Source organism: Nostoc sp., assembly GCF_036917535.1.
GTDB lineage: Bacteria > Cyanobacteriota > Cyanobacteriia > Cyanobacteriales > Nostocaceae > Nostoc.
In genome coordinates this window covers 83,009-104,811 of the sequence record NZ_JBALDA010000050.1, presented here as the reverse complement: position 1 = coordinate 104,811, position 21,803 = coordinate 83,009, and the positions used below count along the sequence as shown (strand labels likewise).

Below are 21,803 nucleotides of genomic sequence, written 5' to 3'. Positions count from 1 at the left end.
CATAATATGTCATTAACTATAGTTAAGCGATTTTCAAACTTGCTGGTTATTTATTAAACTTCTACATTTCGGCTATGTTTTCCTCTCCATTTCCTGAAGAAAATGATAACGCTCATGCGGATTCCATCACTTTAACCGATGACAAAGGGCGATCGCTCGACTGTTATGTAGAGCGTTACCTAGAGGTAGATGGACAAGAATACGTTTTGCTTCTTCCTGTAGACTCACCTGTAGAAATTTTTTCTTGGGAAGGGGACGATGAGGAAGAAGAAGCAGTTCTGGTAGAAGATGACACCATCATTGAGCAAATTTTTGCTAATGCACAAGCTGTACTATCTGAGCAGAACTTGATACTCAAGAACACAGCTTATGCTCTAACAGTTGCAGGTGATTTACCGCCAGTGGAAGAATCAGAACTCTTCACCTTAGAAATCGAAGACGAAGAGGCAGATTTAGAGCCTGAGCAATTACAGCTACTCGCTAGCTTCTATGATGAAGATCAGGAGTATACAATTTATACACCCCTAGATTCCCTGTTGTTTTTTGCACGAATAACAAAAACAGGTAAACCTGAATTACTTTCTCCAGAGGAGTTGCGTAAAGTGCAGCCTCTGTTAGAAGAACATCTTTTTAATGAAGTGGAATAAGATTAAAAATTCAAAATGTAATATTTTCATTTTGAATTTCTTAATTGGTAATTTTTCATTGTAATCACGATCTACTTAAACCTTTTACCATGTCCAATTAAATGTAGAAGCAATGAAACATTAACACTCAATAGGGAGAATTAGTATTGTTTAAGATTCTGGGAAAAAGACTTTAGTAAGAACTTTCAATCTAAAAAATCCCAAAATCCAAAATCGCTATGAGGTGGCTGAGAATGGCTTATAGCGATTTTACATTAAGTAAATTTAAAAAGTCATTCAGCATCCGCATTGATGAAGAAACTAATTTATTTGCCGACATAGAACCTTTACAGGCAAGTGAGAAACTCAAAAATTCTTTAGAAGAAACTACAGAATTGGCTTTGGTAATTAATATTGAAAAAGTTGGCTCAGAAATGATTATCACTCCGATATTGTTGGATATAAGACGCAGGGCTAATTATCCAATTAGTTTATTTTCGGGAACAGATTTTAATGTAGATGCAGAAAACGGTCTGAATGGCTATTGTGACTCTATCATCAGTCGTTTTAAAGAGCAACTAACAATTAATGTGCCTGTAGTGGTTATTATTGAAGCCAAAAATGAAAATATTAAAGGTGGATTAGGTCAATGTGCAGCAGCAATGTTGGCAGCACAATTGTTTAATCGACAAGAAGTAGATGAAATCAGAAAAATTTACGGCGCAGTAACAACAGGGGACATTTGGAAGTTTTTGAAGTTAGAAGAAAACTATATATTTATTGATTTGAGTAATTATTACATCAAAGAAATAGATAAGATTTTAGGGATTTTATCTCAAAGTGTTCAGGAAGATATTCCAAAATGGAGTTCGACTAACTAAACTATATTGGGTTATGCTCACCTGTCTTCGCTATCTACATTTGACTGTTGATTATGGTCTGGAACAATTTTTTACAGCCTGACTTGATTTTAGAGGGTTCAGTGTTGAACCTAACACCAGATATTATCCAAAAATACGGGCTTAAAGGGCTAGTATTGGATGTAGATGAAACTTTAGTACCCTTTACAGTCGGGATAGCTTCCCCAGAACTACGAGAGTGGGTGGAGCAAATCCGTACCTGTACTGCACTGTGCTTGGTAAGTAACAATCTCAGCGAAGCACGAATTGGTGGAATTGCGCGATCGCTCAACTTACCTTACTACTTAGGTGCAGCCAAGCCTTCCCGGCGCAAAATTAGAGCAGCACTTAGGGGAATGGATTTACCAGTGCATCAAGTGGGAATGGTAGGCGATCGCTTGTTTACCGATGTTTTAGCAGGCAATCGTCTGGGAATGTTTACCATTTTAGTCGAACCGATTGTTCATGCCGATGCGGCTCTGCGTTCTCATCCCGTCCGCAACTTTGAAGTTTGGATATCTGAAATTTTGGGAGCCTCTATTACCCCCAAGAAAAAGAAGATTCACAAAAGTTGAGAAATCGTCAGGAAAGTAAATCTAAAGAAATAATTAAGGAATCTTACTGGAACCAAAAAATCGGGGATCATAAGTATTAATAACATGGGGTCAGCCAAAAAAGACCCTAACTCATACTAAGTAAATATACACCCGTAAAGCGTCAACCTTCACTATAGAGGGATTGGCGCTTTGCAAGTTGAGTTAGGAGTTAGAAGTTATGAGTTATGAATTAAATTCAACTTCTAACTCCTCACTCCTAACTCCTCACTTTTTAGATGCCACTAACAATTGTTGTCAAAATCGGTACTTCCAGCCTAACTCAACCAGAAACGGGACAATTAGCACTTTCTACTATCGCTACTTTGGCAGAGACACTCTGCCATTTAAGACGCCAAGGACATCGGGTGATTTTGGTTTCTTCTGGCGCTGTAGGCGTGGGTTGTGCGCGGTTGGGTTTAACTGAACGTCCGAAAGCGATCGCACTCAAACAGGCTGTAGCAGCAGTTGGACAAGGCAGGTTAATTCGGATATATGATGATTTATTTACTACTTTGCAACAGGCGATCGCTCAAGTATTATTGACTCGCAGTGATTTGGTACAACGCAACCGCTATCTCAACGCCTACAACACTTTTCAGGAATTACTGGGACTGGGAGTGATCCCCATAGTAAATGAAAATGATACCGTAGTCATAGACGAACTAAAATTCGGTGATAATGACACCCTTTCGGCATTGGTTGCCAGCTTAGTAGAAGCAGATTGGCTATTTTTGCTCACCGATGTCGATAGGCTGTACTCAGCCGATCCGCGTTCCGTGCCAGATGCGCGACCGATCGCTTTAGTGAGTAGCATTAAGGAATTAACTCAATTACAAATACAAACAGGTTCCCAAGGTTCTCAGTGGGGTACTGGTGGTATGGTAACAAAAATTTCGGCTGCGAGAATTGCGATCGCAGCGGGAGTGCGTACCGTAATTACCCAAGGGCGATTTCCCTGGAATATCGAAAAAATTATTCAAGGAGAACTTATTGGGACGCATTTTGAACCGCAACCCGAACCAACTTCAGCGCGTAAACGTTGGATAGCTTACGGACTTGTACCTGCGGGTAAATTGTATTTAGATGAAGGTGCGATCGCGGCAATTTCTCTAGGGGGAAAATCGTTATTAGCTGCTGGAATTAAGCTAGTAGAAGGAGAATTTCGCACACAGGATGCTGTGCAATTGTGTGGCAGCAATGGTAACGAAATTGCTAGAGGACTTGTGAATTATAACAGCGATGAATTGCAAAAGATTCGCGGTTGTCATTCGCGGGAAATTTCCGCAATTTTAGGCTATCCGGGTGTGGAAACTGTGATTCACCGAGATAATTTGGTTTTGATTTAGGATAGAAATGAAATAAATTTTGTAATTACTAACCAGGAGAGTAAGTAGAACGATGTGGAGAAACCAAACTATGTTAATAAAAATTAAATAGACTCAAACCCTCTTTCCTCCTGCCTCATCCCAACGATAAATATTCACACCAACCTACTTAAAAATATTATGACTCAAACGTTAGAAAATACTGTTAACTTACCAGAAGAACAACGCTTCTTTCGGGATGGATAGTGAAGGGGATTACTGCTTTTATGTCAGCGTTCGTGCTTTTGTCAAAAGTTGAGACAAGGGAGAGCAATCGCCTCCAGCAGTTAATTAGAGGGAAAGAGATGAGGCAGGAAGGATTTAGAGATTCGGTTCATCAAGACATGACAAAATTTTTCAAGCTTAATTTCCGTTTTCGCAGCTATCTTGATTCAATGCCACGATGAGCTATTGCGGAGCGCACCATGCACTTGCGGATTGCCGCTCATTACTACCACTGTTTGCTTGACTGCATTGACTCGCCACTCTTGATTAACTCGAATCAACTGATGAAGATAGTTTCCTGCCGTATCTAGCCGATCTTGTCCTGCTTCAAGGGTGGGATCAACTCGATAAATGCAATACGCTGACTTGCAATAAGCTAGATTTCCTTCAATTGTTACCTCATGATTCGTGCTGATATGCAAAGTTCTTAATCCTGCCAAGCCATCAACTCGTTGTTTTACATATTCTTCTGCTGTCACTAGCTGAGGTGGTTCACCTCTAAAGTCTGAGTAATCAATCTCGATTTCGTTTGCTAAATAGTCTCGTAATTTCTGCCAATTCTTTTCATCCATTGCATTGGCAAAACCAACAATAACCTCTATGATTTTGCTTCGCCGAATAATCCAATCAATATTTGATCTTTTATGCATCAAGGATAAACCTGAAATTTATTAGAGCAAAGTCAAAACTAGCAGTCATTTGCAGGTCAGTGAGAAAATTGTAATATGTTTCAAGGGCGTAAAGAAGCTGCTTTTAACATTTACAAATTCGAGATGCTCGTTATAGAAGCGATCGCCACAGCCCCCCATAAAGGCGCATCATCCCCCAGCACTGCCGGCACAATTTCAAAATCAACTTCTGGTAAAGCCGTCTCCCGCGCCACTTGACGCACCACCCGCCAAAAATCCTCCCCCGCCTTCGTCACACCGCCCCCCAACACAAAGCGCTGCGGATTCATCAGATTTGCCACATTGCCAATACCCACACCCATTGCCCAAGCAGCCTTGTGCAAAACTTCCTTCGCTAAATCATCCCCAGCCGCCGCCGCTTCACTTACCAACTGCCCTGTCAGCAACGTTAAATTATTCCCCACCAAACCCCTCAAAACCTCTCCATCTCTGAGTCCTTTGCGCCTCTGGGGTTCGTTCTCCAAAATTTCCCTAACATTTTGCGCCATATAAGGCCCCGACGCCAAACGTTCCACACATCCACGCTTCCCACACAAACAAACTGGCCCAGCAGGATCTACAACAATATGTCCAATTTCCCCAGCCATCCCACCAGCACCGCGCCAAGGCTGGCCGTTGAGTATCCAACCACCACCCACGCCAGTGCTGACAGTTATATAAAACAGGCTATCGTATCCCTGTCCTGCACCAAAACGATGTTCTCCTAAAGCAGCAACATTAGCATCATTGTCTACACCAACAGGAACGCCAAACTCATCCTCCAACAAAGCTTTGAGAGGAATATTTTCCCATCCAGCCACGTGATGAGATAGTCGCACCTTTCCCGTGGAAGCATCTACAGGGCCGCCAAAACTGACACCGATCGCAGCAGGCTTTGTATCTTCTAACAGAGAGTATATTAGCGATCGCATAATTTCTAAGTCAGTTTTAGCATCTGCACCTACTGGCGAGAGACGACGTTCATAACGCAACCACTTTTTTGAACCGATATTTACTGTTGCTGCTGCTAGCTTAGTTCCGCCAAAATCTAGAGCTAAAATTAATGTCATAGTTTTTTATACCTATACGTGGTTTCTTTCTCAAGAAAGATGTTTGCAAGCAAAATAAATTCAACATTAATGAAAATGCCATACTAATTTAGTAAATTATGACTCCTAATCAACCCAAGCCACTCATTGATTTCTCTCATGCCAAAGAACCTCCTATTTTCCTTGATGTCGATAAAGCTCAAGAGGCAGATCCCATTGAATCAGAAGAAGTTAGTGGACAGAGTAAGCAAAATCCCACTCCTGATGATTTGAATTCCGAAGATGAAGATCCCAGAATCGGGGGTAGTCAAATAGTTAGTAGCAATATTTCAGGTGGTTAAATAATTGCCATGATTAAATTACTCATCTGTTTGTGAGTTAAGTACTGCATCAATAAACTGTTGTAATCGTTCATAATGTGACCCTTTCCAATAAATGCGATCGCAGTCTTGGCAACGCTGGAATTCATCAATCTGCGATCGCACATTTTCTGGCACTTGTTCAATAATGGATTGCTTATCTACAGGTTCTAATAATCCATTGCAACGCAAACACCGTTTAAATGGTGAGATTAATTTAAACAAGTCGAAGTGTTGCAGTACTTCTAGGATTTGTTGTTCAGGGTTAGTATCTCTAACATAATACCCATACATTACCAAACTACGCATCAATAAACCTTTATCACGAGTCAAGAGAATCCGCCCTTGAGTATAAGATATTTGGGCTAATTTCTCGTCCTCGTAGTCATTGCGGTATAAAGTATCAAAACCTAAAAGTCGTAAAGATGTCGCAAGCTTCCCCAAATGAATATCTAAAACAAAGCGGATAATACTGAGCGGTTTCGGCAGAACAGAAACGGTTGGTATAATAACCTTCCTAGCTGAAATTGGATAAACATTGATAGTGTCTCCATCAGAAACTATGTAAGAAAAATTTACATATTCGCCATTAACATTTATAAAAGCCACCTCTGGATGAGGGACACCCAACGATTCAATCATGTCCTTAATTGAGGCTTTCTCTTCAAAAACATGAGAGATTCTCACTTGTTTGTGATGTCGTGGTAAAAAATGATTCAATTCTGCATGAAAGTAGAAATATGCGATCGCCATAGCTACAGATATTTGGATTAATAAGTGCACCTTTATTAGCAACAATTCGTCACAATTGTAAAACTTTATTTATTAGATTGAAGCTATCAATGTTTGTTATATTAAGATATCTCTAAGATAAAATGCCTGTTCAGCTTGATTTCATCAATGTTTTAGAGGTAACAAACTGTAAAGAATTCATAAAGATTCTCAAATACTTGCATTTCTTATTGACTTCAGTTACAGTCAAAGCAGATGCTTATCATCAAACCCTAACACTATCTTCGGGAAGTTAGATTAGGTAGGTAAAACGCTAAATAGCAAATTTGTTAATGTTAATGTCAGTGACGCTCCTAATACTTAGTCACTACTTTTAATTATTAACTTATCGCAGATGGAGTACGGGGAAGTAAAGCATTTACCCCTAATTTGACTTTTTTATTTTTCTCAAGCTATTGAGAATTATTTGCAATATGGATGATTTTATAGATACATTGCAAGCAGATAGTGTGGAAGAAGTTTTAAAACAGTATTGGCTTACCAAAGCGATAGCTGTTTATTAAACGTTTTCGCATCTACCTTTAGGAATATATTTCTCACAAGAGCATCACAGAATTATATTTTTATATGTAAAAACAGGATCTGTAACTAACTATGTAGATAATTTCAGCAAAACTTTAAACAACTAGTACAGTACGGTCTAAATAAGCAGACCATTGAAAAGCTCTTTAGAGCTTATTCCATAAAACTTTTGACTTTTGAATGCGTGATTTTTGACTTCCGCCTTGCGGTACTAGGTTGCTGCTAAGAATATTCTGGATTGTAGTATCAGCTACATCGATATTGTAAGCAAGTTAATCATTGGTAACTCTCCAAGTCGCTTTACGTCATGTACCAGGTTTAATATATTTGATTTTACGAAAGAAACCAAGTTTACAAAAACTAAGTTTCCGCAAATTAAAATTTATTAAATATCAAATAACAATAAAACTAGATACAAAATTAACGCCATTCATACGGAAAAATATCTCTTGACACTATTTATCTTTATTGTGGAGAATTTATTAACCGGAAAGACCTCAATCAATAATGATGTTATAAAGTAGCTACTTAGTTTGAACTGAGAAATGAATATTGTTCTTTTTTATCTCCTTTAATCAAGGATATTGTAGCTAAGAACACAATTGTATTTGGGAATACCTTTTGTCCAGAAAACATGTTAATGAGTACAGCCAGATGAATACTTTTTTTTGTTCTGACGATTCACTGCAAATAGGAGAAGATATTATTGGTAGTGCCACTAATTATCAAACTTATATTTTAGTTGAGTGTCCTTTACCTTGGACATCAGAAGTTTTTAACTCTAAGTGGGTGCCTCATAATTTGAGGATTTTGGTAGATGAAGTGAAGCGTGCTAAACTACCGATTAGATTCCTCTTAATTGCTAATAATGTATCACACAAGGTAAATCACACTACGCTTTTAATTTATCAAAAACAAGAGGGGCTAAGTAATGGATACCAAAAACAAGAGTTTAAGCTAGCAAATATTGAGCAAGTAGCAGGAGTTGTCCAAAAATGGATATGGGGTATCAGTTCTAATTTGGATGTAGAAACTAGTACAACTAGAGATATTTTAGTTTGTACTCATGGTAGCCATGATAAATGTTGTGCAAGATATGGCGCTCCTTTTTACTTCCATATTACAACGAGTAATGCTGATTTGTGCTTAGATAATGTACGCATTTGGAAATCATCGCATTTTGGTGGACATCGGTTTGCACCAACAGTTATAGACTTGCCAGAAGGAAGATATTACGGTCGTCTCGATCGAGATTCATTTAGATCGATTTTGACTCGTACTGGCGATATTCAATGCTTACATAAAGTCTATCGAGGCTGGGGAATTCTGCCTGCTACACTTCAGGTTTTGGAAAGAGAGTTAATTCTCTGTCAAGGATGGGATTGGTTTAATTACAAAGTTGCAGGCAAAATCTTAGAGCAAAGTTTAGACAATAATACTATCTTAGCTGAACTAAGTCTTGAACAACCTTCTGGTTCTCTCTACACTTACCAGGCTAAACTTGTGAAAGATGAAACCAAGACTCAACAACTGAAGAGCTCATGCAATGCTACACGAAAGTTGGTAGTTACTAAATATGCTGTCGGCAGTTTATGGATTACCTCTGATAAAGTAATGAGTTATAGTACATAGAAGTAAGTGGATAATTGTTAAATTCCAAATTCAGAATCAAGATAAAGCTATATTTAAGACTTTTCGTAATAGTACTTGGTCTTCTAATTTGGCTTTTAAACGACCATTTTCGATATCTCGAATCCAGCTTTGGCTTTTACCTGTGAGTTTTGCCAATTCTCTTTGGGAAAGATTCAAATTTTTTCGCGCTTGCAAAATCTGTTCGCCTAGCAAATCGTTTGTCGCTTTGGGCTTCCTTTTGGCTTTAGCAGTTCTTGTTTTCTTTTTTTCCGATTCTGAGATTTGCTGTTCCCATTCTGGCGGGAGTTCAAAAGCCAAAATCCGCGCATTCATTAGCAGATTCCATTTACCACGGGGACCTGTGTCTGTGAGGCGGGTTTCAGCACCACCGTCATTAGTCCAAAATTCTAATGCTTCATCTGGATCTTCGGGAATATTAACTAACTTCGCCCACAAAGGTTGAATTTCTGGTGGGTAAGTAACTGGATCAAAAAGCGGTTTCATTCCATAGTGATTGAGAATTTCTAAATCGCTTTCAAAGGTTCGCAACAGACGTTTGCGTTCTTCCCGTTGTCTGGATGCAAGGGCGACTTTTTCCTCACCGTAAGCAATACGCAGCAAGGTAGGAATGGTGATGCGTTGTTCCTTGCCCATTTTGGTTTTAAACAGCAACCACAGCATTAATCGAACTGCGCCTTCATGTTGCTGCCAAATGCTCATGACTGTGGTTAGCAGTGTTTTGGGAAGACTGCCGTATTGATAGAATGCGGTTCGTTCTTTACATGCTTGTTTGTTTAAGAAATATTGTGCCCAGACACCTGCTTTTACTTTAAAAGTTAGCCCAATTAGATATTTGCATCCAAGATTGTCTTCTTGAAAGTGGTGTTGAATATCTACCAAGTGCCATAAGCGGCTACCGACAACAGAGAATCCGTTAATTCGACCTTGTTGAGGCCAGTCAATAGAGATAATCAGGGAGCAAGCTTGCTGAACGATATTTTTCATTAAAGCTAGCTTGGCAGCTTTGCTCAAGTCTTTGCGTTTCTCCATTCCCAAATATTTCTCAATTTGTCGCTCATCGATCGCAAATTCTTGCTCCCAAGGTTGCTCTAAAGCTGTAGCATAAGCTGCAAAAATTAAATGTATGCAAGCGGCTCTGATGTCAAGTCCCTCAATTGCTGCTATATCTGTGGCCTTGTCGTTCACTTTCAAGGGATCTTGGATATGAAAAGCGATCGCACCTCGCCCTTGATTAACTTGTCGGCTGTAACTGATGTAGCCTTCTTCATCGGTTTCCCAATGTAGGGATGTGCGCTGCGCTAGTACATTACAAGCTTCCCAAATTGCGATCGCTGAAGCAAATGGATTATTCTTGCCATTAGAAAACAAGTCTAAGCTGGTAGCATCTCTTGGTTCAACTTTGCATCTTCCCTTTTTCGCCTGCCAAGGAATGGGAGAATTAGTTGGACAAGCTATTACACATTGCGGTTCTGAATAATAGCCCTCACAATTATTACAAAGACCAGGATCAACCCAGTATTCATTGTCCTCTATTCTGATTGCACCCGTAGGACATTGGGGGCGGCAGTTGTCACATCCAACGCAACTGTTGTTAGGAATTGTATAAGGCATTTGGCTCTTTTCCCACTCTAATCGTTGAGATGTCTGGCTCAGGTCTCCCCTGGATGAGTCCTGTTTATTCATGACTTGCTACCACATTATCTTTATGGTGAGAATAGTCTTTTCTCACCACATTCAATTACCACATCTACTTGTTAAGTTTGCATCCAATTAAAAGCTATTTAAGGCTTTAAAATTGAGCTTAATAAAACTTCTTATTAACTATACATTTCATGAAAAAAAATGATTAGTTTGTTCTAAATGAGCTTTAAAAAAATTTAACATTTATTTAATTAGGTACTTAATGAACATTTTAGCTTTGACCATAAAACCTTACAAAAAGTATTTCTAGAAAAATTTTAAGCCTCTTACAGTTAGACCTCATTTGATTTGTTAGTAATTTTAATATTTAAGACATAATAATATTCTGCCATAAAGTTTACAGTTCCTTCATAAATTAATTCTGTTTATTCATAGAAAATAATAATATTCATTTTGTCACCATTTATCTAAATATTTAAATCAAATAAAACTGAAAATTGTTGCTTTCTCAAATACATATTGCATATATCAAAATGTAACTGTAGAACACTTATTCTGGTATATATGTATACTGTTTATATAAATTTGTTTACCTAAGTCGAAAAATATTTGAAAAAGAATGTCATTACTCTTATAGATATAGTTGTATTTGCTGGAAATAATACTTAAATCGGCAGTTATAAACCACATATACATCAGGCTTTACTCACCTGTATAGGTTTTAAATCCTCAACTTTTTATTTATGCTCTGTATGGAAATGGCCGATTGTGGGCTGCTGCCTTCAGTCAGATATTGAGTCAGAGACTTGGTGAATGCATTTCCATGTAGAGCATAGGAACGAGGAATACTAAATATTCATAAGAATTATTTGCAATAGTTTTCATCTATAACTTGAAAAAAAAACAATTTATTATTGTGTTCAAAGTCATCGGAACTTGATGCGGTGAAAGTAATTTTTGAGTACAAAACAATAAAAGATTAGGATAAGATGATGGTTAATGCACAAACAGATTGATAGGCAAAATTGCCAAGGATTTCTTTATGGCACAACTAACAGGTTTGACATTTGGCGGTAAGGCTTGGACACCAAAATTCGCTCAAGAAATCGACAAAGAGAAATGTATCGGCTGTGGCAGATGTATTAAAGTCTGCGGGTACAATGTGCTTGGTTTGAAAGCACTGAATGAAGAAGGTGAATTTGTAGAAGATGAAGATGATGAAGAAATTGAACGGAAAGTAATGGCAGTTACTTCTCCAGAAAACTGTATTGGTTGTGAAGCTTGTTCACGGATCTGTCCGAAGAACTGCTACACCCATGTTGCATTAAATAATTAAGGTTTTTAGAGTTAGTCAAAATTGTTGTTCGTTGCAGGAGGCACTGTTTGAATAAAGCGCAAATGCGCTAGGCAGGGTAACTAGAGGGGAATACTAAATATTTACTGTAACCAATAAAAAGTTTGCAGTAAACAAATCCGGGAATCGCAAAATGTTAGCTATTAACAAACTTAAACTTGCTGCTAATATAGCCTAATCAATATTAGGTCTAACAGTGCCCTTTTGAAACAACTAGCTTTGATTGAAGCAGGGGGCTAACTTTGTGGTATGAGTTGAAATATAATTTGTCATTTGTGGGGGAAAGATATGGAAAAAATCTGGAAGTTTCCCCCATTTTTAATGGCTGCACGTTAGAAAGTTAATAAGTGAAAAGGAAATGGGAAATAGGGAATGGGGAATAGATAATAATGCCCAATGCCCAATTTCCAGAAAATAACACCTCAAAAAACGGTTTACAAAGCAGGTAGCATGTATGCAACAAGTTCCTGTTTCACTATGGACTCTGGTTGCTGGGATAGTAGTTACAGCAATTAGCATTTTGATTGGTCAAAACCACACTCTCATGCCCGTACAGGCATCGTTACAAGCGCCTTTGGTAGACGGTTTTTTCAACGTCATGTTTACCATTGCGATCGCACTCTTCTTGGTGGTGCAAGGAACAATTGTAATGTTTTTGATTCAGTTTCGTCACCGTCGGGGTGACGATGGCGATGGCGTACGAGTGGAAGGCAACGTTCCCTTAGAAATCTTTTGGACAGCAATTCCGACAGTGATTGTCCTCGGCTTGGGCATCTACAGTGTAGATGTTTTTAACCGAATGGGCGGCTTTGAGCCTGCGGGTCATCCTCATTCAGCAGCTCATGTTGCTCAGATGCCGGGGAGTGCTATTGCAGCTACATTAAGCGATACTTCCCAAGCAACAACTGCCCCAGCAATAGCCCCAACAATTGGTATCGGCGCGTCTCCTAAAACCCTAAACAAACCAGCCGACTTAGTTGTTGATGTCAAAGGGATGCAGTACGCCTGGTTATTTAACTACCCTGATAGTGGCATTAACTCTGGAGAATTACACATTCCCGTCGGTGCTGATGTCCAACTCAACCTTTCAGCACAAGATGTAATTCACTCATTCTGGGTGCCAAACTTCCGCTTGAAACAAGATGCACTTCCTGGTCTCCCTACTGAACTACGATTTGTTGCCACCAAACCAGGTACATATCCTGTAGTTTGTGCTGAGTTGTGCGGTGGTTATCACGGTTCAATGCGGACACAGGTAATTGTCCACACACCAGAAGAATATAATAGCTGGCGGAAAGAAAACCAGATTGCTCAACAGCAAAACTTAAATCAAGTTGTTGCTGTTAATCCAGGCGACTTATCAACATCAGAGTTTCTCGCGCCCCACACCCATGATATGGGAATTAGTGCAGCAACTTTAGAGTCAGTAGTCAAGAGTCATTAGTCATTGGTCATTAGTCATTAGTCATTGGTAACTGACAAATGACAAAGGACAAAAAATAAAAGACAAAAGACAAAAGACAAATGACAAAGGATAAAAATATGACGCAGGTAGAATTTCCACGGAATACTCCACCAGAAGAAAATAAACCAGAAATGGTGGCTGGCCATACCTCCCATCCAAAGGCGTGGAAATGGCAAGACTATTTTACATTTAATGTTGACCACAAGGTTATTGGTATCCAATACCTCGTGACGGCGTTTGTGTTCTATCTCATCGGCGGCTTGATGGCTGTTGCTCTCCGTGTCGAATTAGCAACACCAGATGCAGACTTCCTCGACCCCAATCTGTATAACGCTTTCATGACCAATCACGGGACGATCATGATCTTCCTGTGGATTGTCCCCAGCGCGATTGGGGGATTTGGTAACTATTTGGTACCGTTGATGGTCGGTGCTAGGGATATGGCTTTCCCGAAGCTGAATGCGATCGCCTTTTGGTTAAATCCACCAGCAGGTGCGCTCATATTAGGTAGTTTCATCTTTGGCGGTTCGCAATCTGGTTGGACAGCTTATCCACCCTTGAGCTTGGTGACAGCACCAATTGCTCAAAGTATGTGGATACTGGCGATTGTCTTAGTGGGAACTTCTTCAATTTTGGGTTCACTGAACTTTGTGATCACCATTGTGATGATGAAGGTTCCCAGCATGAGATGGGATCAACTGCCTTTGTTTTGCTGGGCAATTTTAGCCACCTCCGTTCTAGCACTCGTCTCCACACCTGTATTAGCAGCGGGTTTAGTCCTACTGTTGTTTGACCTCAACTTTGGTACCTCCTTCTTTAAACCAGATGCAGGCGGTAACGTTGTTATTTACCAACACTTATTCTGGTTCTATTCTCACCCAGCAGTATATTTAATGATTCTGCCCATCTTCGGCATCATGTCGGAGGTAATTCCAGTTCACTCCCGCAAGCCAATCTTTGGTTATAAAGCGATCGCTTATTCTAGTTTGGCAATCTGCGTTGTCGGTTTGTTCGTCTGGGTACACCACATGTTTACCAGTGGCACACCTGGTTGGATGCGGATGTTCTTCACCATCTCTACTCTCATAGTTGCAGTTCCCACTGGCGTGAAGATTTTTGCCTGGGTTGCTACCCTCTGGGGTGGTAAAATCCGCTTCACCACTGCGATGCTTTTCGCCATTGGCTTGTTATCCATGTTTGTCATGGGCGGCTTAAGTGGTGTGACAATGGGAACAGCCCCCTTTGATGTTCACGTCCACGACACATATTATGTTGTAGGACATTTCCACTACGTTCTGTTTGGCGGTTCCGTGTTTGGCATTTACGCCGGTATTTATCACTGGTTCCCCAAAGTGACTGGACGAATGCTGAATGAAAATTTGGGACGCATTCACTTTGCTCTCACTTTCATCGGCACTAATCTGACCTTTTTACCCATGCACGAGTTGGGTTTAAAAGGAATGCCGCGACGAGTGGCAATGTATGACCCCCAATTTATCGACCTCAATCAAATTTGTACCTATGGTTCATTTGTTTTGGCGATATCGGTAATTCCTTTCACCATCAACATGATCTACAGTTGGCTGAAAGGGCCTTTGGCTGGTGATAATCCTTGGCAAGGTTTGACCTTAGAATGGACAACTAGCTCACCACCTGCGATTGAAAACTGGGAAGTATTGCCGGTTGTTACTCATGGCCCTTATGACTACGGTCATGATAACCCTCTTGAAATAGAGCCATCTGCAACGCCAGAAGCTAGTGCTTAGGTAGTAAAGTGAGTAATGCGATCGCTCTCAAGGTGACTGCAACTTATATTCATTTGAGCTTGGAACTCGAAAGGCCGAGCTTGGAACTCGAAAGGCCGAGTTCGGAACTCGAAAGGCCGAGCTCAGAACATGAAAGGCCGAGCTCAGAACTCGAAACTCGGAATTTTGATAATTCCTGAACAAATGAAGAGTTCGGTTAAATAAGGATTTTGGATGAAGAATGAAAATTTTGCCGCTTCAGACTTCATTCTTCATTCAAGCTTCCACAACAGACGCAGCAGATAATATTGTCAAAAAATCTATGACTATAGCTACAACCACAAGCGAAGATCACAGTGCAGGACACGAAGAACATCCAGATTTAAGAGTCTGGGGATTGTTGACGTTTCTGGCTTCTGAATCCCTAATGTTTGGGGGATTTTTTGCCACCTATTTGTTTTTTCGGAGCAGTACAGCCGTTTGGCCTCCAGAAGGAAGTGAAGTAGAATTACTCGTGCCGACGATTAACACGATTATTCTTGTGTCTAGTAGTTTCGTGATTCACTTCGGTGATACGGCGATTAAAAAGAATAACGTCAAGGGAATGCAACTGTGGTACGCAATTACCGCAATCATGGGGGCAATTTTCTTAGGTGGTCAAGTTTATGAGTACTCAACTTTAGGATACGGACTGACTTCTAACGTCTTCGCCAACTGCTTTTATATCATGACAGGGTTCCACGGTTTGCACGTTTTTGTGGGACTGTTATTGATATTACGTGCATTGTGGCGATCGCGTCTTTCCGGTGAATATTCTGCAACCAATCATACTTTCATCGAAATGACAGAAATTTACTGGCACTTCGTAGACATTATTTGGATTGTTTTATTCACCCTGGTGTACATTCTTACTTTGTTTTAGGGCATAGGGCATGAAGAAGAGACAAGGTAGACAAAGAAGAAGGGGGAGACAAGGAGAGAAGTCTGAGCGCCGGCTTCCGGCGTTGGCGCAGCCCGCCGTAGGCATCAGAACTTCGGGGAGAGATTTGTTCAATAATTCCCCTTTGTCCTCTTTGTCCCCCTTGTCCCCTTGTCCCCTGATCCCCTCATCCCCCCAATCCCCAATTACCAATATGCAAGCTAATACAAATAAATTCTCATGGTTCCAGGTTCCAGAGGATATCAAAAATCTATTAATTTTAGCTGCATACAACTGGGAAAACACATCAGAATCAGAAAAATATATTCAACAAGCTTTAGCTAAAACTGGTGAAAATACAGATGTATTGGTAGCAGCATATAGATTTTTCTATTATAAAAACAATTATTCTCTTGCACTACAAACAACTATCAAATTATTAGATAAAATTAAAGAACTAGAAAAATTTCCTGATGACTGGGAGCAACTTAAGCCGATACTAGTCAATCGCAAAGAAGACCCACAAATTCGATTGTACTTAAATGCTTATGCTGCTTCTGGATTAGTACTAGCAAAGTTAGGAGAAATTGAGGAAGCAAAAGAAATCAGCACCAAAGTCAAAGAGATAGACGATAAGTATGATTTTGGAGCTGGAATTCTCCTGGATATTTTGACACGTCCAGCAGAAGAAGATGATTAATTAATCAATGCACTTCTCGACAAGAAAGAGTGGGAAGTGGGGAAAAGGCAGGGGAAGAATTATTGATTAATGACGCCAGTCGCCTCAAGTCGGGAAACCCTTTCGGCAGTTCCTCCTGGGGGGAACCCCCTCTTCTGCGGACTGCCTTACCACGGCGCTGGCTCCCCAATGCCCAATGCCCAATGCCCAATGCCCAATGCCCTTTTGGTGAACAATCATGAACAATTGGTTATCTACTACATCATATTCCTCCTACTCTCTCTTAGGAGCAACTACTGATAGTAACTCTATCTTGCCTGCAATTACCATACCTACTAAACTTCCTGGAGACAATAATATTCCTAATGTCTCTCCGATCATTGTTATCCAATCTTCTCCGTTATCAATTTAAAAGTTATGAAAGGTAGGGATTGGTTACTAACGGGGGATGGTCAGCATCAAACTTGTAAATCTGTAAGACCCTGGGATTTATTGAGAGAAAATTACCGCCTTTATCGTTTTTTAACTGAGGTGGAAGATGTTCTCAATAGTGGGGATGATGAAGTCAGTTGTCTGCCAGAAATTCGGATGCTCGTAAGGCGCTTGATTGTAAATTCCTACTGGGTGCAGAGTCAAAATTTAGAGCCTTCACCCAAAACGGGAAGCTCTGTTGTACTCCTATATGATGAATTGGGTTTTCCGTTGACAGTGCAAACAGTAACATTTGCGCCGGGAACCCGATCAAACATTCATAATCATGGGACATGGGGAATAGTCGCGGTGTTAAAAGGTCAGGAAAAAAATACTTTTTGGCAACGCACTAATAGCCCAGAATTTCAGGAAAAAATTGAACCGACGGGAGAGTTAACTCTATTACCAGGAGATATTATTAGCTTTACTCCCGATGCAATTCACTGTGTAGAAGCAGTCGGTGATGAACCAACTGTGACTTTTAATGTTTATGGCGAAACCGATCCGAATGAGAGATTTGAGTTTGACTCAGTTACCTACAAGGCTAGGAATTTTTAACTAGCAATCGTCATATCAGTTTGTAGTTGGCACTTTAACGCCAACTACAAACAATTGAGTAATTAGGAGATAGTTAAATGGCAAGAGTAATTTTCTATAGCAAACCAGGCTGTAAAGGTGGTACTAAGCAAAAAGTTTTACTCACAGCTGCTGGTCATGAGGTGATAGCATACAACCTGCTAACAGAACCTTGGACGGTTGAGCGATTGCGTTCATTTTTTGGCGATCGCCCCGTAGCCGAATGGTTTAATCCTTCCTCGCCAAAGGTAAAATCTGGTGAGGTGGTTCCTGAAAAAACTGATGCAGAAACCGCTTTGCAGTTGATGTTGAGAGAGCCACTGTTAATTCGCCGTCCTTTGTTAGAAATAGGCGATCGCCGCGAGGTAGGATTCGATGTGGAAAAGATTGATGCTTGGATTGGCTTAAAGCCTGTGGACGAATCATTGCAGGAAATGAGTGAAAACCTAATGAAGCAAGATTTGCAAAACTGCTCCCACGCTAAAGAACCTAGTCATCACCATAATCCGCAGGGTGGCTGCAACCATCATGGTGAAAAACATCAAAAGCAAGGCAGCTGTAGTCATTAGACTTCTTGCATGAATCAAAAGCCCTCACCCTAAATCCCTCTCCCAAGCTTGGGAGAGGGACTTTGAAATTGGCTCTAGTACAGTAAAATAAACCACCCCTTCAGGTTCAGCAGTTCCTCATGGGGGAAACCCCCAAGACCGGACTGCCTCACCATTCAAAACCAATGAAATGCTTACGCTGTATTAATTTTGAATTTTGAATTTTGAATTTTGAATTTCGCCCTGCGGTACTAGTCTTTAGCTAACTTGTTGGTGGATGTATAGTAAACCTTACTACCAGTATCAGGTACAAAATGGCAGTTGACACATGAATTCCATAATGACTTCCAAATAGATTCTTCCGATTTGCGAAAATACTCACCCATGACTGGTTTTATCGCTTCAGTTGCCTTTAGCAAATTGTAGTGAGGGATGTTAAGGAATATATGGTGAGCAACATGAGTACCGATATTGTGATGGATATGATTAACCAAACCATAATCACGGTCAATACTAGAAATTGCACCTTTCAGGAAAGTCCAATCTTCTCCACGATACCACGGAAGTTCTGTCTCAGTGTGGTGCAAAAATGTCACCAAATCTAGCCAAATTATGAATACAAGGTAGGGCACAGCATAATATTTCAGCAACCACATCCAACCCCATTGGTAGGTGAGGAAACCGAGCAAACCTATCATGCCAATCAATAGTACAGTACTAGTGATGACATCCCATTTTTCCGATGGTTTGAAAAGTGAACTACTGGGTAAAAAGTGGGAGCCTTCCTTATTAGGAGAACGCTTAAACAGATACACAGGATAAGCCAAGAGAAAAATATAATATCGGACTATCTTTTGGGCTAAAGGCATCTCTTTGTATTCTGATTCTGTCACAGGATGCCAGCTTTCATCATTATCGATATTGCCAGTATTTTTGTGATGGGTTCGGTGGCTGATCCGCCAACCATGATAAGGAACAAGTATTGGTGTATGAGAAAGATGTCCAATCAAATCATTGAGCCATTTCTGCTTAGAAAAAGATTGGTGTCCGCAGTCATGCCCGACTACAAACAAAGCCCAAAACATCGTTCCTTGCATTAGCCAGAAAATCGGAAAGAAAAGCCAAGAATCCAGGTAATTAGCTACTGCATAAAGCAGACCGATAATCAGGATGTCACGAAAAAAGTAAAAAAGTGATTTTGTTACATTGGGCTGAAAGCATTCAGCAGGAATTGCAGCTTTTAAATCTTGAAGAGTGAAAGGTAATTTAGTTGTATCCTTGGAGGCTTTGCAGTCAGCAGTATTGTTGAAAGTGATGAGATTTGATGGCACTGGATTCTTTTGTTGAATATAAATCGGAAGTTTATTTGAGACAAAATCATCTCATCTCTAGGATGCCCACAAAACGAGCGATCGCTAACACAACAGAGGATAATTTCTGGCAATTTATTTAACAATTTTAGTCATTAAAAAATTGCCAGATTTTATTTAAACACAGCATAATAAACGCTCTTGTTGGTTCAAGAGCGTTAGTCTAGTCACAGCGCTATTTATCGCTCTGTATAATATTCGTTGAAAGTCTTATAGCCAACATCAGTTGTATACAATTGACATTGGTCTGTAATCTGCTTCATTAAAGGCCAAGAAAACTGACATTCATCATGAAGATAAGGCTCCCAATTTTCTTTGATGCTGCTGTAAGCTAGCCGCAAATTATAAGAAGGAATCGCAGTGGAAATATGATGAGGAACATGAACATTGATATCGTGGCACAAGATTTCTACCCAACGCGGATAATCGCAATGAATAGTTCCAGATAGCTGCGCTAGAGCTTCGTTCCACTTATTCGCTGTCGCAAAAGGAACATCTGCCGCAGTATGGTGAACAATAGTAAAAGTACTCATCCAAAAATGGTAAATCATCCAGGGCACTAGCCAAAACTTGACAAATCCCCAGATACCAGTTGTGGCAATCAGAATCGGGAAAGCGATCGCTGCAAACACAACTACTACAGCCACAGACAGCTTGATACTGGATTGGTCTTTCGTTTTAAAGTTCCGCCAATCAAAATGCACCACAGCCCAATGTCCAATGGAACCCACCCACCAGAAGCGTTTACGCATGAACAACTCAAAAGCAGATTGTCGGGTTTTATCCCAATTTTCAAACACTTCCGGTCTGATTGGATGCCAAGCGTTATCCTCATCCAGCTTGTTGGTATGAGTATGGTGATAATTATGCTTAATGCGCCAACTGTGAAAAGGGTAAATTAACGGCATCATGAAGAAATGCCCTACCAAATCATTTACCCAACGACGTTTGGCAAAAGACCTGTGACCACAATCATGGCCTATTACAAAAAAACCTGTTAAAGCGGTGCCCGTAAAAATCCAAGCTAGGGGCAAAAGAAACCAAGGAGTGATAATCAGGCTGTAATAGCCCAAGGCGACTGCCAAGACACTCAGCAGGACTTGCGTCCAAGCTTTGCGACGGTTCTGCTGAAAACATTCCCGTGGCAGGGTTTTGACAATATCTTTGAGCCGGAAGTCGGAATTACCAGGCTCGTCACTTAGTTTCTGGCTGTCAATTATTAATGTAGTCATGGACACCTGAAAAACAACAAACTCCTCCGCCAAGTCACCAAAAAGCAACTTGCTATAAAAAATCTTCACATTAGCGTTTCGGATTATAGCAACCTAACTGACACAAGCGCACCCGTAAATAGCTTTTTGAAAAGTAGGAGTTAGAAGTGTTCAATTAAAAATGTTACACATCCTAACTCCTGTACAAACGCGATTAATCGCGTCTGTACTCCTAACTTTTAACTAACTTTCGTTGGGCCAACTTCACATTAGTTGCCAGACCAACTGCTTGCAGCAATTGAACTGTCATCCAGGTTAAATCGATTTCCCACCATTCCAGCCCGTGACGAGCTGAGTATTGAAAAGCATGATGGTTATTGTGCCAGCCTTCACCGAAAACTAGTACGGCTACCCACCAGCAATTAGTTGATTTATCGCCAGAATCATAGCTTTGATAGCCAAATTTGTGAGTGGCACTGTTCACTAACCAAGTGCAGTGGTAAACCCAGACAATGCGAACAAAAATTCCCCAAATAACAAATGGCCAGCCACCTAGAAGCAAAAGCAATACACCTAAAGCAACCTGGATCAAAATGAAATATTTTTCTAAAAACTGATAAACTGGGTCTTCGGCAATGTCTTTGGTGAAACGAGGAACATCAGCGTGAGCGGGACAGTGGTGAATCAGCCAATCCATGTGGCTCCACCAAAAGCCTTTATTAGAATCATGGGGATCAGCATCAGTATCAGAGTTTAAATGATGAATACGATGTGTCCCGATCCACTCAATTGGGCCTCCTTGACACGAGAGTGTCCCAAAGAAAACCAGGAGATACTCCAGCCACTTGGGAGTTTGAAAACTGCGGTGGGTGACAAGGCGGTGAAATCCCAGAGTAACTCCTAAACCACCTGTTACCCAGTACAGCAAGAAACCCACACCAACTGCCGTCCAGCTAAAGTTACCAGGAACAAAGGCAAATAAAGCGCCGATGTGCAGTCCAATGAAAAAAAGGGTATTGACCCAGTTAATTTGAGGTTTTGTTGAGGTAGCAATTGTCATGCAGTAACCTG

The 21,803-nt window shown here is 40.4% G+C and carries 22 protein-coding genes; 15 read left to right on the top strand and 7 right to left on the bottom strand.

The window, feature by feature from the left end; translation table 11 throughout:
- Positions 1-74: 74 nt before the first annotated feature.
- From V7K56_RS16580 to proB, 4 genes are all read left to right on the top strand, one after another.
- On the top strand, positions 75-647 hold the full coding sequence (locus V7K56_RS16580; protein WP_334911970.1) for a DUF3727 domain-containing protein: 573 nt from the start codon (positions 75-77) through the stop codon (positions 645-647).
- Between the two features lie 233 nt (positions 648-880).
- Complete coding sequence (locus V7K56_RS16575; RefSeq protein WP_334911969.1) at positions 881-1,507, top strand: hypothetical protein; 627 nt, start codon at positions 881-883, stop codon at positions 1,505-1,507.
- Positions 1,508-1,560: 53 nt separating this feature from the next.
- Entirely contained in the window at positions 1,561-2,100 is a 540-nt protein-coding gene (locus V7K56_RS16570; RefSeq protein WP_104907767.1) for a YqeG family HAD IIIA-type phosphatase, read from the top strand.
- 257 nt (positions 2,101-2,357) lie between these two features.
- The gene (gene proB, locus V7K56_RS16565; protein WP_334911968.1) at positions 2,358-3,467 is read left to right on the top strand and encodes a glutamate 5-kinase; all 1,110 of its coding nucleotides are present in this window, start codon (positions 2,358-2,360) and stop codon (positions 3,465-3,467) included.
- A 410-nt stretch (positions 3,468-3,877) separates the two neighbouring features.
- On the opposite strand, the gene V7K56_RS16560 is transcribed toward proB, so the two are convergent.
- Complete coding sequence (locus V7K56_RS16560; protein ID WP_334911967.1) at positions 3,878-4,360, bottom strand: nuclear transport factor 2 family protein; 483 nt, start codon at positions 4,358-4,360, stop codon at positions 3,878-3,880.
- 110 nt (positions 4,361-4,470) lie between these two features.
- Complete coding sequence (locus tag V7K56_RS16555; RefSeq protein WP_334911966.1) at positions 4,471-5,448, bottom strand: ROK family protein; 978 nt, start codon at positions 5,446-5,448, stop codon at positions 4,471-4,473.
- A 98-nt stretch (positions 5,449-5,546) separates the two neighbouring features.
- On the opposite strand from V7K56_RS16555, the gene V7K56_RS16550 reads away from it, so the two are divergent.
- Positions 5,547-5,768 carry a hypothetical protein gene (locus V7K56_RS16550; protein ID WP_334911965.1) on the top strand — a complete coding sequence of 74 codons (222 nt, stop codon included), beginning with the start codon at positions 5,547-5,549 and terminating at the stop codon, positions 5,766-5,768.
- An 18-nt stretch (positions 5,769-5,786) separates the two neighbouring features.
- Here V7K56_RS16550 and V7K56_RS16545 read toward each other — a convergent pair whose 3' ends face one another.
- Positions 5,787-6,539, bottom strand: coding sequence for a Mut7-C RNAse domain-containing protein (locus V7K56_RS16545; RefSeq protein ID WP_334912014.1), 753 nt, complete (start codon positions 6,537-6,539; stop codon positions 5,787-5,789).
- A gap of 1,215 nt (positions 6,540-7,754) precedes the next feature.
- On the opposite strand from V7K56_RS16545, the gene V7K56_RS16540 reads away from it, so the two are divergent.
- Positions 7,755-8,732, top strand: a complete 978-nt coding sequence (locus V7K56_RS16540; protein WP_334911964.1) for a sucrase ferredoxin — start codon at positions 7,755-7,757, stop codon at positions 8,730-8,732.
- Between the two features lie 36 nt (positions 8,733-8,768).
- On the opposite strand, the gene V7K56_RS16535 is transcribed toward V7K56_RS16540, so the two are convergent.
- Positions 8,769-10,364 (bottom strand): helix-turn-helix domain-containing protein, encoded by a 1,596-nt coding sequence (locus V7K56_RS16535; protein ID WP_334911963.1) that lies wholly within the window; start codon positions 10,362-10,364, stop codon positions 8,769-8,771.
- Positions 10,365-11,436: 1,072 nt separating this feature from the next.
- On the opposite strand from V7K56_RS16535, the gene fdxB reads away from it, so the two are divergent.
- From fdxB to V7K56_RS16495, 8 genes are all read left to right on the top strand, one after another.
- Positions 11,437-11,730, top strand: a complete 294-nt coding sequence (fdxB, locus tag V7K56_RS16530; protein ID WP_334911962.1) for a ferredoxin III, nif-specific — start codon at positions 11,437-11,439, stop codon at positions 11,728-11,730.
- A 472-nt stretch (positions 11,731-12,202) separates the two neighbouring features.
- Positions 12,203-13,192, top strand: a complete 990-nt coding sequence (locus V7K56_RS16525; protein WP_334911961.1) for a cytochrome c oxidase subunit II — start codon at positions 12,203-12,205, stop codon at positions 13,190-13,192.
- A gap of 98 nt (positions 13,193-13,290) precedes the next feature.
- Positions 13,291-14,979 (top strand): cytochrome c oxidase subunit I, encoded by a 1,689-nt coding sequence (gene ctaD, locus V7K56_RS16520; protein WP_334912013.1) that lies wholly within the window; start codon positions 13,291-13,293, stop codon positions 14,977-14,979.
- 301 nt (positions 14,980-15,280) lie between these two features.
- Positions 15,281-15,880, top strand: a complete 600-nt coding sequence (locus V7K56_RS16515; RefSeq protein ID WP_334912012.1) for a cytochrome c oxidase subunit 3 — start codon at positions 15,281-15,283, stop codon at positions 15,878-15,880.
- Between the two features lie 211 nt (positions 15,881-16,091).
- Positions 16,092-16,577 (top strand): hypothetical protein, encoded by a 486-nt coding sequence (locus V7K56_RS16510; protein ID WP_334911960.1) that lies wholly within the window; start codon positions 16,092-16,094, stop codon positions 16,575-16,577.
- Positions 16,578-16,606: 29 nt separating this feature from the next.
- Entirely contained in the window at positions 16,607-16,798 is a 192-nt protein-coding gene (locus V7K56_RS16505; protein WP_334911959.1) for a hypothetical protein, read from the top strand.
- A 175-nt stretch (positions 16,799-16,973) separates the two neighbouring features.
- Positions 16,974-17,585, top strand: a complete 612-nt coding sequence (locus V7K56_RS16500; protein WP_334911958.1) for a cupin — start codon at positions 16,974-16,976, stop codon at positions 17,583-17,585.
- A 77-nt stretch (positions 17,586-17,662) separates the two neighbouring features.
- Positions 17,663-18,172 carry an ArsC/Spx/MgsR family protein gene (locus V7K56_RS16495; RefSeq protein ID WP_334911957.1) on the top strand — a complete coding sequence of 170 codons (510 nt, stop codon included), beginning with the start codon at positions 17,663-17,665 and terminating at the stop codon, positions 18,170-18,172.
- Positions 18,173-18,402: 230 nt separating this feature from the next.
- Here the strand turns inward: V7K56_RS16495 and V7K56_RS16490 are convergent, their stop codons facing one another.
- Entirely contained in the window at positions 18,403-19,482 is a 1,080-nt protein-coding gene (locus V7K56_RS16490; RefSeq protein ID WP_334911956.1) for a fatty acid desaturase, read from the bottom strand.
- Between V7K56_RS16490 and V7K56_RS16485 the strand changes: the two genes are divergently transcribed.
- Complete coding sequence (locus V7K56_RS16485; protein WP_334911955.1) at positions 19,476-19,604, top strand: hypothetical protein; 129 nt, start codon at positions 19,476-19,478, stop codon at positions 19,602-19,604. The two genes, V7K56_RS16490 and V7K56_RS16485, sit on opposite strands and share 7 nt — an antisense overlap.
- A 96-nt stretch (positions 19,605-19,700) precedes the next feature.
- Here the strand turns inward: V7K56_RS16485 and V7K56_RS16480 are convergent, their stop codons facing one another.
- On the bottom strand, positions 19,701-20,753 hold the full coding sequence (locus tag V7K56_RS16480; RefSeq protein ID WP_334911954.1) for a fatty acid desaturase: 1,053 nt from the start codon (positions 20,751-20,753) through the stop codon (positions 19,701-19,703).
- Positions 20,754-20,964: 211 nt separating this feature from the next.
- Positions 20,965-21,792, bottom strand: a complete 828-nt coding sequence (locus V7K56_RS16475; RefSeq protein WP_334911953.1) for an acyl-CoA desaturase — start codon at positions 21,790-21,792, stop codon at positions 20,965-20,967.
- Between the last annotated feature and the right edge of the window lie 11 nt (positions 21,793-21,803).